A 15002-nucleotide genomic window follows, 5' to 3' on the forward strand; every position below is an offset into this window, starting at 1 on the left:
CCATGATTAATGGAGAAGACGATGAAATACGAATTAACCGCCACCGAAGCACGAGTGATTGGCTGTTTATTAGAAAAACAAGTGACCACGCCGGAACAGTACCCACTCTCCGTTAATGGAGTCGTAACAGCCTGCAATCAAAAAACGAATCGTGAACCGGTGATGAACCTGTCGGAATCGGACGTGCAGGAGCAGTTGGATAACCTGGTTAAGCGACATTTTCTGCGCACGGTGAGCGGTTTTGGCAATCGCGTCACGAAATATGAGCAGCGTTTCTGCAACTCTGAATTTGGCAATCTGAAGCTTAGTGCCGCAGAGGTGGCCATAATCACCACACTGCTGCTGCGGGGCGCTCAGACGCCTGGTGAACTGCGTAGCCGCGCATCCCGTATGTACGAATTCAGCGATATGGCCGAAGTGGAGTCGACGCTGGAAAATCTGGCGAACCGGGAAGATGGGCCTTATGTGATCCGCCTGTCGCGTGAGCCGGGCAAACGTGAAAGTCGCTATATGCACCTGTTTTGTGGTGAGGTTGATGAAGCCATTGCCGCGGCAGATGAACTCCCTGTAGCCTCCGGTGATCTGCAGGCGCGCGTGGAAGCGCTGGAAACGGAAGTCGCAGAGCTTAAGCAGCGACTTGATTCCTTGCTGGCGCACCTGGGAGACTAACGTGAATAAATTACGTATCGGCGTAGTCGGCCTGGGCGGTATTGCGCAAAAGGCCTGGCTACCCGTGCTAGGCACCTCCGCGGACTGGACGCTGCAAGGCGCCTTTTCACCTTCGCGCGATAAAGCGCAGCGTATCTGTGATACCTGGCGAATACCCTACGTGGATTCATTGAAGAATCTGGCGCAAACCTGCGACGCGGTTTTCGTCCACTCCAGTACCGCGACGCACTATGCGGTAGTCAGTGAATTGCTGAATGCCGGAGTTCACGTGTATGTGGATAAACCGCTGGCGGAAAACCTGCACGAGGCTGAGCAACTGGTCGAGCTGGCCGCGCGGAAAAAACTCACGCTGATGGTCGGGTTTAACCGTCGATTTGCACCGCTGTACCAGGAGCTCAAAACCCAGTTGGGCACCGCAGCGTCTGTACGTATGGATAAGCACCGTACGGATAGCGTTGGGCCGCACGATCTGCGCTTCACTCTGCTGGACGACTATCTGCACGTGGTCGATACCGCTTTGTGGCTGGCGGGAGGGCAGGCGCAGTTAAATAACGGCACGCTGCTGACCAATGAATCTGGTGCGATGCTCTACGCCGAGCATCATTTTTCTGTCGGTCAAATGCAGATAACGACCAGTATGCATCGCCGTGCCGGTAGCCAGCGCGAGAGCGTGCAGGCGGTGACGGACGGCGGCCTGATTGACGTCACTGATATGCGGGAATGGCGGGAAGAGCGTGGGCAAGGTGTTGTTCATAAGCCGATAGCGGGCTGGCAAACGACCTTAGAACAGCGTGGTTTTGCCGGATGTGCGCGTCATTTCATTGAGTGCGTGCAAAATCAGACGGTTCCCCAGACGGCAGGCGAGCAGGCGCTACTGGCCCAGCGTGTTGTTGAAAAGCTGTGGCGGGAGGCGATGGCTGAATAACCCCCTGTAACATCTGGCGGTAGTAATTCATTGTAATCCAGGTACTATATGCCCACTCAAAATAACACCTCTTTTCAACCATAGGCTGGTTTGTCGGCCTGATAAGGTGCCAGGGTGTCGCCATCAGGCACAGCAAAAGTGTCGGATGGCGGCGAGAATGCCTTATCCGACCTACGGGCAGGTTTGTCGGGGTTTTGCCTCAGAGTCTGGAATACAACATAGATGAATTTATTAAAGTCGCTGGCAGCCGTCAGCTCGATGACGATGTTTTCACGTGTGCTGGGTTTTGCGCGTGATGCGATTGTCGCCAGAATCTTTGGTGCAGGGATGGCGACAGATGCCTTTTTTGTGGCATTCAAACTTCCTAACCTGTTGCGCCGAATTTTTGCCGAAGGCGCATTTTCGCAGGCATTTGTGCCGATTCTTGCTGAGTACAAAAGCAAGCAGGGGGAAGATGCTACCCGCGTGTTTGTTGCCTACGTTTCCGGACTGTTGACGCTGGCGCTGGCCGTGGTGACGGTAGCCGGGATGTTGGCTGCGCCATGGGTGATATTAGTCACCGCGCCGGGATTTGCCGACACAGCGGATAAATTTGCGCTGACCACTCAACTGCTGCGGATCACTTTTCCCTATATTCTACTGATTTCACTGGCCTCACTGGTTGGTGCGATCCTTAATACCTGGAACCGCTTTTCCATTCCTGCGTTTGCCCCGACCTTTCTGAATATCAGCATGATCGGCTTCGCGCTATTTGCGGCACCCTATTTTAACCCGCCGGTGCTGGCGCTGGCGTGGGCCGTTACGGTTGGCGGCGTGCTACAGCTGATTTATCAGCTTCCGCACTTGAAGAAAATTGGCATGCTGGTGCTGCCGCGCGTGAACTTCCGTGATGCGGGGGCGATGCGTGTCGTCAAGCAAATGGGCCCGGCGATCCTTGGGGTATCGGTCAGCCAGATTTCACTGATCATCAATACGATTTTCGCCTCGTTTCTGGCCTCTGGCTCAGTTTCATGGATGTATTATGCCGACCGTCTGATGGAGTTTCCGTCCGGTGTTCTGGGCGTGGCGCTGGGGACTATCCTGCTGCCATCGCTGTCCAAAAGCTTTTCCAGCGGTAATCATGATGAATATTGTCGCCTGATGGACTGGGGCCTGCGCTTGTGTTTCCTGTTGGCATTACCGAGTGCCGTAGCGTTGGGTATTCTGGCCAAACCGCTGACGGTGTCTCTGTTCCAGTACGGTAAATTTACCGCCTTTGATGCCGCGATGACCCAGCGTGCGCTGGTGGCGTACTCGGTAGGTTTGATTGGCTTGATCGTGGTGAAAGTGTTGGCTCCGGGCTTTTACTCGCGCCAGGATATTAAAACGCCAGTGAAGATTGCCATTGTGACGCTGATTATGACCCAGGTGATGAACCTGGCGTTTATCGGGCCGTTAAAGCATGCCGGATTGTCGCTGTCGATTGGTCTGGCGGCATGTCTGAACGCTTCACTGCTGTACTGGCAACTGCGGAAACAGAAAATCTTTACCCCACAACCGGGCTGGAGCTGGTTCCTGGCGCGTCTGGTGATTTCCGTGCTGGTGATGTCTGCGGTGCTGGTTGGGATGCTCTACATCATGCCGGATTGGTCGCAGGGAACGATGTTGTGGCGTCTGCTGCGTCTGATGGCGGTCGTGGTGGCAGGTATTGCCGCTTACTTCGCAGCTCTCGCCGTACTGGGCTTTAAAGTAAAAGAGTTTGTGCGCCGGACGGCGTAATGAATCAATGCCGGATGGCGGCATAACGCCGTATCCGGCCTACAAAAGGCGTAGGCCTGATAAGCAAAACGTTATCAGGCTGACATCAAATAGAGAATTTTTTCCCGCCGCGGTGCGCAGCAGAGGTTTGACCGTTTGCGCCATACAACGCCGGTTCCTGGTGCGGTTTCAGCACTTGTATTGCTTGTTGATTACGCTCGATCTGCCCTTCCAGCAGCCAACCGTTGTGCTGGTTGAGGTCGCGTAAATGCTGTGTTTTCTTGGTGATAGTCTGCCAGCGTTCAGCAATCTCATCATTGGCGCTGCGCGTGGCGTCATGTTCCAGGCGGCGCTGCTGCTCAAGATAATCAAGGGTTGCCAGCAAGGAGCTTTTTTCTTCTGTAATACGTTGTAGCTGGCTGCCGTTGATATGCCCTGCGGAAAGCTGCTGCTGTTCAGCATCCATTACCGTTTTCAGGTCATTGAGGACGGTCGTCATCTGGTCAAGTATTTCTGACAAACGAGTCATACTTTATTTACTCTGTAGGTAGCTCTGCGCCTCGCGAATCAGCGAGTCGGCAATTTTTCCGGTATCCATTTTCAATTCACCGTTACGGATTGCGGTTTTCAGTGCTTCCACGCGTTCCATATTGATGTCATTGCTGCCGGGCTGCATCAGTTTGGCCTGGGCGTCGCTCAGCATGACGCTGGTGCTGGTGGTCGCGGTGGTTTTTTCCTTCAGCGCTTTTTGTACCGGCGCATCGCTGGTTTCACGCGGCTGAACGGTGCTTACTGGCTTCAATGGTGAGGTACGATCAATGCTCATTTTATTTTTCCTCATCGAGGGGTTACGCTATAGCGGCCCGCTGTAATCATTGGTTGTTTATCTATCGGCACACGCTAAAAAATCTTTAACCTATTATAGGTTAATAAGAATATTCCCATCAGAATCGACGACGCCGCTCACCACCTGGCCTGAAATCATCCGCACTCGTGCATTCTGTGCGACAGCGGCGTTGTTCAGCGCTTTACCTTCGGCATTGACCCGAAAGCCATCTCCGTTGGCAATAACCATTACGCGCTGACCGGCCTTGATCCGCCATGCCTGGCGCAACATCGAAAGCTGTATCGGTTGGCCCGGCACCAGATCGCGCAGGCTCACTGCATCCTGCACCTGACTCATATCCAGCACCGCGCGCGGCGGTAGTTGGTCCAGTCGACCACGTTTCAGCGTTACGCTGGCTGGGGTCAGGGTGCTACCTCGCGCTACGGACGCAGCGGCAACAACGTAGTTTCCCGTCGCCTGCACGTTCACTTGCAGATAACGTTTTTCGTTGGCACAGCGGGCCAGCACATTCACATTGCCCCACAGTTTCGCGCTACCTGACACGCTTAATGCTGGTTGTTCGCAGTTGGGCAATAAGTTTGGTGACGTTCGGATAGTGACCACCACCTCATCGCTAAATCCGGCCAGGCGCTGGGAAAACCATGCCGTTAGCTGCGAATTCAGGTCTTGCGCCAGCGTCATAGGGCTGAACAGCAGTGCTGCCACGACTATTCCACGTTTAAACGTTTGCATCAAAACCTCGCGCTTTTTCAGGTAGTGGCAGGATTTTACCTGTGTGACGCAGTCATCAACGCAACAAATAGCGACGCATTTTGCGTTTATTCCGGCGATAACGCGCGCGTAATGGGATTTAAGCTGTCGGCTGAATTTTGTCATTTGCGGAGGAGATATGCTCGATAAGCTCGACGCCGCCTTACGTTTTCAACAGGAAGCGCTGAATTTGCGCGCCCAACGCCAGGAAATATTGGCGGCCAACATTGCCAATGCCGACACGCCGGGGTACCAGGCGCGCGATCTGGATTTCGCCAGTGAATTAAAAAAAGTCATGGTGCGAGGACGGGAAGAAACCGGCGGCGTTTCGTTGACGCTGACCTCTGCACAACACATCCCAGCCCAGACCGTTTCTGCGCCGTCTACGGAGCTGCTCTACCGTATTCCTGACCAGCCGTCTCTTGATGGCAACACGGTAGATATGGACCGGGAGCGCACGCAATTTGCAGACAACAGCCTCAAATATCAAATGGGGCTGACGGCGCTGGGTGGACAAATCAAAGGCATGATGAACGTGCTGCAAGGAGGGAACTAATTCGTGGCGCTGTTAAATATTTTTGATATCGCAGGTTCTGCGCTGACGGCTCAGTCTAAACGCCTGAACGTCGCGGCCAGCAATATGGCGAATGCGGATAGCGTCAGCGGACCCGACGGTCAGCCGTATCGCGCGAAGCAGGTTGTTTTTCAGGTAGATGCTGCGCCAGGCGCGGCAACCGGTGGCGTAAAAGTTGCTGACGTCATTGAAAGTCAGGCGCCGGATAAGCTGGTTTATGAACCCGGTAATCCGCTGGCCGATGCGAACGGCTACGTAAAAATGCCGAATGTGGACGTTGTTGGCGAGATGGTCAACACCATGTCTGCCTCACGTAGCTACCAGGCAAACGTCGAAGTGCTCAACACCGTGAAAAGCTTGATGCTTAAAACGCTGACGCTAGGCCAGTAAAGGAGGCGCACATGTCTATTGCTGTAAAAATGAATGACCCGAGCACAACGGGGGTTAATGCCGCCACGGGGAACAGCTCCCTGACGGGCAGCAACGCCGCTGACCTGCAAAGCAGCTTTCTTACGCTGCTGGTTGCACAACTGAAAAACCAGGATCCTACCAACCCGTTGCAAAACAACGAACTGACTACCCAGTTGGCGCAAATCAGTACCGTGAGCGGGATTGAGAAACTGAACACTACGCTGGGATCGATCTCTGGGCAGATCGACAACAGTCAGTCGCTGCAGGCCAGTACGCTGATTGGCCACGGTGTCATGATCCCGGGTACGACCATTCTGACCGGTAAAGGGACAGAAGAAGGTGCCAAAACTACGACAACACCATTTGGCGTTGAGCTGCAGCAACCGGCAGATAAGGTTACCGCAACCATTACCGATAAAGACGGCAAAGTGGTACGCACCATTGACATTGGTGGATTGAAAGCGGGCGTTCATACCTTTACCTGGGACGGCACCATGACCGATGGCACGGATGCACCAAGCGGTTCTTACAACGTGTCAATTGCTGCCAGTAATGGCGGAACGCAACTGGTGGCACAGCCGCTTCAGTTTGCGCTGGTGCAGGGCGTTATTCGCAGTAACGGCGGTAATACGCTGGATCTGGGCACTTATGGAACCACCACCCTCGACGAAGTACGGCAGATAATTTAAGCCTTCACACTTATCAGGAGTAAGTCATGGCCTTTTCTCAAGCGGTCAGCGGTCTGAACGCTGCAGCGACCAACCTCGATGTCATTGGTAACAACATCGCCAACTCCGCCACCTACGGTTTTAAATCTGGCACGGCATCTTTTGCCGATATGTTTGCCGGTTCGAAAGTCGGTTTAGGCGTTAAAGTTGCGGGTATTACTCAGGACTTTACCGACGGTACTACCACAAACACCGGACGTGGTCTGGATGTTGCTATCAGCCAGAACGGTTTTTTCCGTATGGTCGACAGCAACGGTTCCGTTTTCTACAGCCGTAACGGTCAGTTCAAGCTCGATGAAAACCGCAATATCGTTAACATGCAGGGGCTGCAGCTGACAGGCTATCCGGCTACCGGTACACCGCCAACAGTTCAGCAGGGTGCGAACCCGGCGCCGATCACTATCCCGAATACGCTGATGGCGGCTAAATCCACCACCACTGCGTCAATGCAGGTCAACCTGAACTCCACTGACAAGGTTCCTACCAAGACCCCGTTTAACCCAAGCGATGCTGATTCCTACAACAAAAAAGGCAGTGTTACCGTTTTCGATAGCCAGGGTAACGCTCATGACATGAACATTTTTTATGTCAAAAACGCGCAGAGCAACACCTGGGAAGTCTTCACTCAAGATGCTTCTACTGGGGATGCTGAGAAATCAGCCGGGTTTATGCGTTTTGATAATAATGGTTTGTTTTTAGGTATTAGCGCCACGGCAGCAGAAATACCACCGACGGCTCCAGCCGTCTGGCCAAAGGATATCAAAATTACAACCGGTCCGATCAATGGCGCAGTTCCGGCGAACTTCTCCCTGAGCTTCCTGAACTCCATGCAGCAGAACACCGGTGCCAACAACATCGTTGCCACGAATCAGAACGGCTACAAGCCGGGCGATCTGGTGAGCTACCAGATTAACAATGACGGTACCGTGGTCGGTAACTACTCCAACGAACAGCAACAGGTTCTGGGACAGATCGTGCTGGCAAACTTTGCCAACAACGAAGGTCTGGCGTCTCAGGGCGACAACGTCTGGGCGGCGACTCAGTCTTCCGGCGTGGCGCTGCTGGGTACCGCAGGCGAAGGTAACTTCGGCAAGCTGACCAACGGCGCGCTGGAAGCGTCAAACGTGGATTTGAGTAAAGAACTGGTGAATATGATTGTCGCCCAGCGTAACTATCAGTCGAACGCGCAGACCATCAAAACCCAGGATCAGATCCTCAACACGCTGGTCAACCTGCGCTAAGCGCCTGACGGGATGGCTTAATGGATCACGCAATTTATACCGCCATGGGCGCGGCCAGTCAGACGCTGAATCAACAGGCGGTGACGGCCAGCAACCTGGCAAACGCCTCCACGCCAGGGTTTCGTGCGCAGCTCAATGCACTGCGCGCGGTTCCTGTAGAAGGATTGTCTTTACCGACGCGTACGCTGGTCGTGGCCTCCACGCCGGGGGCCGATATGACGCCCGGTCAGATGGACTATACCTCCCGCCCGCTGGATGTGGCGCTGCAACAGGATGGCTGGTTGGCTGTGCAGACCGCTGACGGTAGTGAAGGATATACCCGTAACGGTGCTATTCAGGTGAGCCCAACGGGTGAACTGACTATTCAGGGACACCCGGTAATTGGCGAAGCCGGACCGATCGCCGTACCAGAAGGCTCGGAAGTCACCATTGCGGCGGACGGGACCATTTCTGCACTTAACCCTGGCGATCCGGCTAATACGGTCGCGCCAGTGGGGCGGTTGAAGCTGGTGAAGGCTACAGGGCTTGAAGTACAACGTGGCGATGACGGTATGTTCCGTCTGACCCAGGCCGCACAGGCAACCCGTGGTGCGACGTTACAGGCTGACCCCAGCATCCGTGTGATGTCTGGCGTGCTGGAAGGCAGTAACGTTAAACCGGTTGCTGCGATGAGCGACATGATCGCCAACGCCCGCCGCTTTGAAATGCAGATGAAAATTATCAGTAGCGTGGATGATAACGCGGGCCGCGCCAACCAACTGCTGTCGATGAGTTAATACAGGACATTTTATGATCAGTTCATTATGGATCGCCAAAACCGGCCTGGATGCACAGCAAACCAACATGGATGTGATTGCCAACAACCTGGCAAACGTCAGCACCAACGGATTTAAACGCCAACGTGCCGTGTTTGAGGATCTGTTGTACCAGACGATTCGTCAGCCTGGCGCACAGTCTTCTGAGCAGACCACACTGCCGTCTGGTTTGCAGATTGGTACCGGTGTACGTCCGGTTGCGACCGAGCGTTTACACAGTCAGGGGAACCTGTCGCAGACTAACAACAGTAAAGATGTGGCGATTAAAGGCCAGGGCTTTTTCCAGGTCATGTTGCCCGATGGTACGTCCGCTTATACCCGCGACGGTTCTTTCCAGGTGGATCAGAACGGTCAGTTGGTGACGGCGGGTGGTTTTCAGGTTCAGCCTGCCATCACCATTCCGGCTAACTCGCTCAGTATCACCATTGGACGTGACGGTATTGTCAGCGTGACCCAACAGGGGCAGGCGGCGCCTGTTCAGGTCGGGCAGCTTAACCTGACAACCTTCATGAACGATACCGGTCTGGAAAGCATTGGTGAGAATCTGTACACCGAAACGCAGTCATCCGGTGCGCCGAATGAGAGCACGCCAGGGCTGAACGGCGCGGGTCTGCTGTATCAGGGCTATGTTGAAACCTCTAACGTCAACGTGGCGGAAGAGCTGGTAAACATGATCCAGGTTCAGCGCGCTTACGAAATCAACAGTAAAGCGGTATCGACCACCGATCAGATGCTGCAAAAACTGACGCAACTCTAAAGTGGAGTCCGGTGGGGTGAAAACCTCACCGGCACACTGATTTTGAAGATGACCGCAATGCGAAAATACGCGCTTCACCCATACCCAATTTTAGCCCTGCTGGTGGTTTCACTAACAGGATGTGCCTGGATCCCGGCCACGCCGCTCGTGCAGGGCGCAACGTCTGCCCAGCCTGTTCCAGGTCCAACGCCGGTGGCGAATGGCTCAATCTTCCAGTCGGCACAACCGATTAACTATGGTTATCAGCCACTCTTTGAAGATCGTCGTCCACGCAATATTGGCGATACGCTGACCATCGTATTGCAAGAAAACGTCAGCGCGAGCAAAAGCTCTTCGGCGAACGCCAGCCGCGACGGCAAGACAAACTTTGGCTTTGATACCGTACCGCGCTATTTGGAAGGATTGTTCGGTAACGAACGTGCCGACGTAGAAGCCTCCGGCGGTAACTCCTTTAACGGTAAAGGCGGCGCGAACGCCAGAAATACCTTTAGCGGTACGCTGACCGTAACGGTCGACCAGGTACTGGTGAATGGCAACTTACATGTCGTGGGTGAAAAACAGATCGCTATAAATCAGGGCACTGAATTCATCCGCTTCTCCGGGGTTGTTAACCCGCGCACCATCAGTGGCAGCAACTCCGTACCGTCAACCCAGGTTGCGGACGCGCGTATTGAGTACGTCGGTAACGGCTACATCAATGAAGCGCAGAATATGGGCTGGTTGCAGCGTTTCTTCCTTAACTTGTCGCCGATGTAAGCGAGGTACCCAGTGTTTAAATCTTTTGTTGGAATGGTACTGGTGCTGATAACCACCTTTGCGCATGCTGACCGTATTCGTGACCTGACAAGCGTGCAGGGCGTGCGGGAAAACTCGTTGATAGGTTACGGGCTGGTGGTCGGGCTGGATGGTACCGGTGACCAGACCACCCAGACGCCGTTTACGACGCAAACGCTCAATAACATGCTTTCGCAGTTGGGGATAACCGTGCCAACTGGTACCAATATGCAGCTGAAAAATGTGGCGGCGGTGATGGTTACCGCGTCGTTTCCTGCATTCGGTCGTCAGGGACAAACCATCGACGTAGTGGTCTCCTCTATGGGGAATGCCAAAAGCCTGCGCGGCGGTACGCTGCTGATGACCCCGTTAAAAGGGGTCGATAGTCAGGTATATGCGCTGGCCCAGGGGAATATTTTGGTGGGCGGTGCGGGCGCGGCTGCAGGTGGCAGTAGCGTGCAGGTTAACCAGCTCAATGGTGGACGCATTACCAACGGCGCGATTATCGAACGTGAATTACCCAGCCAGTTCGGCGGTGGTAACACCATTAATCTGCAGCTCAATAATGAAGATTTCACGATGGCGCAGCAGATTACCGACACCATCAACCGCTCGCGTGGCTTTGGTAGCGCAACAGCGTTGGATGCCCGAACCATTCAGGTGCGCGTGCCAAGTGGCAACAGCTCGCAGGTGCGTTTCCTCGCTGATATCCAGAATATTGAGGTGAACGTCACGCCGCAGGATGCGAAAGTGATTATCAACTCGCGCACCGGATCTGTCGTCATGAACCGTGAAGTGACGCTGGATAGCTGTGCCGTGGCACAAGGCAACTTGTCGATCACGGTGAACCGCCAGGCGAACGTCAGCCAACCGGACACACCGTTTGGTGGTGGACAAACCGTGGTGACGCCACAAACCCAGATTGACCTGCGCCAGAGCGGTGGTTCACTGCAAAGCGTGCGTTCCAGCGCCAACCTGAACAATGTGGTGCGTGCGCTGAATGCGCTGGGGGCAACGCCGATGGATCTGATGTCCATTCTGCAATCGATGCAGAGCGCGGGTTGCTTACGCGCCAAACTGGAAATCATCTAATGATTGGTGACAGCAAACTGCTGACCAGCGCTGCCTGGGATGCGCAATCACTGAACGAACTGAAAGCGAAAGCGGGTCAGGATCCGGCGGCGAATATCCGTCCGGTCGCCCGTCAGGTTGAAGGGATGTTCGTGCAGATGATGCTGAAAAGCATGCGTGAAGCGCTGCCGAAAGATGGCGTGTTTAGCAGCGATTCAACGCGTTTGTATACCAGTATGTATGACCAACAAATTGCGCAGCAAATGACCGCAGGCAAAGGTCTGGGGCTGGCTGAAATGATGGTCAAGCAGATGACTGAAGGGCAAGCGCAACCTGCGGATGACGCGCCGCAGGTGCCGATGAAGTTTTCACTGGAAACGGTGACCAGCTATCAAAATCAGGCATTGACGCAACTGGTCCGCAAAGCCATCCCCCGGGCGACGGAAAGCAATGATGAGCCGCTGTCAGGTGACAGTAAAGACTTCCTCGCCCAGCTATCGCTGCCGGCTAAGCTGGCCAGCCAGCAAAGCGGCGTCCCGCATCATCTGATTCTGGCACAGGCGGCGCTGGAATCCGGATGGGGGCAGCGACAAATTCGCCGTGAGAACGGTGAACCGAGCTTTAACATTTTTGGCGTGAAGGCTTCAGGAAGCTGGAAAGGTCCAACCACTGAAATCACCACGACTGAATATGAGAACGGTGAGGCGAAAAAGGTGAAAGCCAGATTCCGCGTCTATAGCTCTTACCTTGAGGCGTTGTCGGATTATGTCGGTCTGATATCGCGTAACCCGCGCTATGCGGCAGTGACCGCTGCCGCGACAGCCGAGCAAGGGGCGCAGGCATTGCAAAATGCGGGTTACGCCACGGACCCTAACTATGCGCGAAAATTAACCAGCATGATCCAGCAGTTGAAATCGATGAGTGAAAAAGTGAGCAAAACCTACAGCACGAACATCGATAATCTCTTTTAAATAGCTCAAGTCTACCGACCTGCTGCCGATAATAACGAGTATTGAAGGATTACAAGGAACCTCCATGTCCAGCTTGATTAATAACGCGATGAGTGGACTCAGCGCAGCGCAGGCCGCGTTGAATACTGCCAGTAACAACATCTCCAGCTATAACGTTGCCGGATATACCCGACAGACGACAATTATGGCGCAAGCGAACAGCACGCTGGGTGCGGGGGGCTGGGTAGGCAATGGTGTCTATGTTTCTGGTGTACAACGTGAATATGACTCCTTTATCACTAACCAGTTGCGAGCAGCGCAGAACCAGAGCAGCGGTCTGACGACACGTTATGAGCAAATGTCAAAAATCGACAATCTGCTCTCCAGCAAAACCAGTTCTATTTCGACCTCCATGCAGGACTTTTTTACCAGCCTGCAAACGCTGGTCAGCAACGCCGAAGATCCGGCGGCCCGCCAGGCGCTAATCGGTAAAGCTGATGGATTGGTAAATCAGTTTAAAACGACCGACCAGTATCTGCGCGATCAGGATAAGCAGGTCAATACCGCGATTAAAGCCAGCGTTGATCAGATCAACAACTATTCGAAACAAATTGCCAGCCTCAACGACCAGATTTCTCGTATGACAGGCGTCGGCGCAGGTGCGTCTCCTAACGACCTGCTTGACCAACGCGATCAGCTGGTCAGTGAACTGAATCAGATTGTCGGTGTTGAAGTCAGCATTCAGGATGGAGGCACTTACAACCTGACCATGGCCAACGGCTATTCGCTGGTGCAGGGCAGCAATGCACGTCAACTGGCGGCAGTGCCTTCCAGCGATGATCCTAATCGTACAACCGTGGCCTACGTTGATGGCGTTGCCGGAGCTGTTGAAATTCCGGAGAAACTGCTGAATACCGGTTCACTGGGTGGGCTGCTCACCTTCCGTTCTCAGGAGCTGGATCAGACGCGTAATACCCTCGGCCAACTGGCGCTTGCATTTGCCAGCGCATTTAACGCCCAGCATAAAGAAGGTTTTGATGCCAACGGCGATCAGGGTAAGGATTTCTTTGCTATCGGTAGCCCGGAAGTCTTCAACAACGCGAAAAATACGGGTACAGGATCGTTAAGCGCTAAGATCACTGACAGCTCCGCTGTACAGGCGACAGATTATAAAATCGTTTTTGATGGGAAGGACTGGCAGGTTACTCGCCTGGCGGATAATACCAGCTTCAAAGCCACCGTTACCGGTGGAAAAATGTCCTTTGACGGGATGGAAATCACCGTTAATGCTGGCGCGAAAGCTAATGACAGTTTTACTGTAAAACCCGTGAGTAACGCTATCGTTGATATGAAAGTTATGGTGACTGATGAGTCGAAAATCGCCATGGCTCAAGTGTCTAAAAATGATACGGACCCCACGATCGATAAAGGCAAGAGCGACAACCGTAACGGTCAGAAACTGTTAGATCTGCAAACCAAAGCGACTGTCGGCAATAAGACCTTCAACGATGCATATGCCACGCTGGTAAGCGATGTCGGGAACAAAACCGCTACGCTGAAAACCAGTGCCACCACCCAGAACAACGTGGTGACACAGCTTTACCGGCAGCAACAGTCTATTTCCGGCGTTAACCTCGACGAAGAGTACGGTAATTTACAGCGTTTTCAGCAGTATTACCTGGCTAACGCGCAAGTGCTGCAGACCGCGAATGCGTTGTTTGATGCACTGATTAATATCCGCTAAGGGAGAGGGACACAATGCGTATCAGCACCCAGATGATGTACCAGCAGAATATGCGTGGCATCACTAACTCTCAGGCTGAATGGATGAAGTTCGGCGAGCAGATGTCAACGGGCAAACGCGTGATCAACCCATCAGACGATCCGATTGCCGCCTCGCAGGCCGTGGTACTTTCTCAGGCTCAGGCGCAGAACAGCCAATATACGCTGGCACGCTCATTCGCGACGCAAAAGGTGTCGCTGGAAGAGAATGTTCTGAGCCAGGTGACGACGGCAATTCAGGCTGCACAGGAAAAAATCGTTTATGCCGGGAACGGAACGTTAAGTGATGATGACCGTGCATCGCTGGCCACCGACCTACAGGGGATCCGCGATCAGCTGATGAACCTGGCAAACAGTACCGACGGTAATGGTCGCTATATTTTCGGTGGATATAAAACAGAATCCGCACCGTTTGCCCAGACAGATGGCGCTTACAGCGGCGGTACAACAAACGTTACCCAACAGGTCGATGCCTCCCGAACCATGGTGATTGGTCATACTGGCGATAAAGTATTCGCCAACCTGACCAGCAACGCTGTACCGGAACCTGGTGGCGGTACTCAGGAAAAGAACCTGTTCAAAATGCTGGATACCGCTATTGATGCGCTCAAAACCCCTATTGAGGGTAATGACGTGGCAAAAGCTACCGCCGCTGCTGCCATTGATAAAACCAACCGTGGCCTGAAAAACTCGTTGAATAACGTCCTGTCCGTTCGTGCAGAATTAGGTACGCAACTGAGTGAATTAAGCTCGCTGGATTCACTGGGCGCCGATCGTGCATTAGGCCAAACTCAGCAGATGAGTAATCTGGTGGATGTTGACTGGAACGCCGCGATCTCGTCTTATGTCATGCAGCAGGCTGCGCTACAGGCATCCTATAAAGCATTTACCGATATGCAGGGAATGTCGTTGTTCCAGCTTAATCGGTAATAACTCTTTTTGAACATATCTTGAAACTGGGTATGTTTGTC

17 protein-coding genes are annotated in these 15002 nt (G+C 53.6%); 14 read left to right on the forward strand and 3 right to left on the reverse strand.

All coding sequences use genetic code 11. The annotated features are described in order from the left end of the window. Window positions 1-21 precede the first annotated feature (21 nt). The 3 genes from OGY33_RS18940 to murJ all read left to right on the forward strand — a co-directional run bounded on the left by OGY33_RS18940 (window position 22) and on the right by murJ (window position 3352). Window positions 22-669 carry a YceH family protein gene (locus OGY33_RS18940; protein ID WP_032942953.1) on the forward strand — a complete coding sequence of 216 codons (648 nt, stop codon included), beginning with the start codon at window positions 22-24 and terminating at the stop codon, window positions 667-669. A gap of 1 nt (window position 670) precedes the next feature. Further along, the gene (locus OGY33_RS18945; protein ID WP_191238638.1) at window positions 671-1594 is read left to right on the forward strand and encodes a Gfo/Idh/MocA family protein; all 924 of its coding nucleotides are present in this window, start codon (window positions 671-673) and stop codon (window positions 1592-1594) included. A 222-nt stretch (window positions 1595-1816) separates the two neighbouring features. Then, on the forward strand, window positions 1817-3352 hold the full coding sequence (gene murJ / locus OGY33_RS18950; protein WP_003832150.1) for a murein biosynthesis integral membrane protein MurJ: 1536 nt from the start codon (window positions 1817-1819) through the stop codon (window positions 3350-3352). Between the two features lie 85 nt (window positions 3353-3437). Here the strand turns inward: murJ and flgN are convergent, their stop codons facing one another. From flgN to flgA, 3 genes are all read right to left on the reverse strand, one after another. Next, window positions 3438-3860, reverse strand: a complete 423-nt coding sequence (gene flgN / locus OGY33_RS18955; RefSeq protein ID WP_003036178.1) for a flagella biosynthesis chaperone FlgN — start codon at window positions 3858-3860, stop codon at window positions 3438-3440. A gap of 3 nt (window positions 3861-3863) precedes the next feature. Then, window positions 3864-4157: a flagellar biosynthesis anti-sigma factor FlgM gene (gene flgM, locus OGY33_RS18960; protein WP_048214469.1), complete on the reverse strand. Its 294-nt coding sequence runs from the start codon at window positions 4155-4157 to the stop codon at window positions 3864-3866. A gap of 93 nt (window positions 4158-4250) precedes the next feature. Then, a complete protein-coding gene (flgA, locus tag OGY33_RS18965; RefSeq protein ID WP_191238637.1) occupies window positions 4251-4910 on the reverse strand; it encodes a flagellar basal body P-ring formation chaperone FlgA in 660 nt (219 codons plus the stop codon). 157 nt (window positions 4911-5067) lie between these two features. Between flgA and flgB the strand changes: the two genes are divergently transcribed. From flgB to flgL, 11 genes are all read left to right on the forward strand, one after another. Continuing rightward, window positions 5068-5484 carry a flagellar basal body rod protein FlgB gene (flgB, locus tag OGY33_RS18970; protein WP_003036189.1) on the forward strand — a complete coding sequence of 139 codons (417 nt, stop codon included), beginning with the start codon at window positions 5068-5070 and terminating at the stop codon, window positions 5482-5484. Window positions 5485-5487: 3 nt separating this feature from the next. Next, a complete protein-coding gene (gene flgC / locus OGY33_RS18975; protein ID WP_003036191.1) occupies window positions 5488-5892 on the forward strand; it encodes a flagellar basal body rod protein FlgC in 405 nt (134 codons plus the stop codon). A gap of 11 nt (window positions 5893-5903) precedes the next feature. Continuing rightward, the gene (flgD, locus tag OGY33_RS18980; protein ID WP_003832158.1) at window positions 5904-6602 is read left to right on the forward strand and encodes a flagellar hook assembly protein FlgD; all 699 of its coding nucleotides are present in this window, start codon (window positions 5904-5906) and stop codon (window positions 6600-6602) included. 26 nt (window positions 6603-6628) lie between these two features. Beyond that, window positions 6629-7882: a flagellar hook protein FlgE gene (flgE, locus tag OGY33_RS18985; protein WP_191238636.1), complete on the forward strand. Its 1254-nt coding sequence runs from the start codon at window positions 6629-6631 to the stop codon at window positions 7880-7882. 20 nt (window positions 7883-7902) lie between these two features. Further along, complete coding sequence (locus OGY33_RS18990; RefSeq protein ID WP_003832161.1) at window positions 7903-8658, forward strand: flagellar basal body rod protein FlgF; 756 nt, start codon at window positions 7903-7905, stop codon at window positions 8656-8658. Window positions 8659-8671: 13 nt separating this feature from the next. Beyond that, window positions 8672-9454 carry a flagellar basal-body rod protein FlgG gene (gene flgG / locus OGY33_RS18995; protein ID WP_003036202.1) on the forward strand — a complete coding sequence of 261 codons (783 nt, stop codon included), beginning with the start codon at window positions 8672-8674 and terminating at the stop codon, window positions 9452-9454. Window positions 9455-9511: 57 nt separating this feature from the next. Beyond that, window positions 9512-10210 (forward strand): flagellar basal body L-ring protein FlgH, encoded by a 699-nt coding sequence (locus tag OGY33_RS19000; protein WP_032934415.1) that lies wholly within the window; start codon window positions 9512-9514, stop codon window positions 10208-10210. Between the two features lie 33 nt (window positions 10211-10243). Continuing rightward, entirely contained in the window at window positions 10244-11320 is a 1077-nt protein-coding gene (locus OGY33_RS19005; RefSeq protein WP_032934416.1) for a flagellar basal body P-ring protein FlgI, read from the forward strand. Next, entirely contained in the window at window positions 11320-12270 is a 951-nt protein-coding gene (gene flgJ / locus OGY33_RS19010; RefSeq protein ID WP_016152632.1) for a flagellar assembly peptidoglycan hydrolase FlgJ, read from the forward strand. Before OGY33_RS19005 ends, flgJ begins: the two co-directional genes overlap by 1 nt. Before the next feature lie 64 nt (window positions 12271-12334). Beyond that, the gene (gene flgK / locus OGY33_RS19015; RefSeq protein WP_048214465.1) at window positions 12335-13993 is read left to right on the forward strand and encodes a flagellar hook-associated protein FlgK; all 1659 of its coding nucleotides are present in this window, start codon (window positions 12335-12337) and stop codon (window positions 13991-13993) included. 14 nt (window positions 13994-14007) lie between these two features. After that, entirely contained in the window at window positions 14008-14961 is a 954-nt protein-coding gene (flgL, locus tag OGY33_RS19020; RefSeq protein ID WP_125363408.1) for a flagellar hook-associated protein FlgL, read from the forward strand. Window positions 14962-15002: the final 41 nt, after the last annotated feature.

The organism is Citrobacter sp. Cpo032, from assembly GCF_030332975.1.
Classification (GTDB): Bacteria; Pseudomonadota; Gammaproteobacteria; order Enterobacterales; family Enterobacteriaceae; genus Citrobacter; species Citrobacter portucalensis.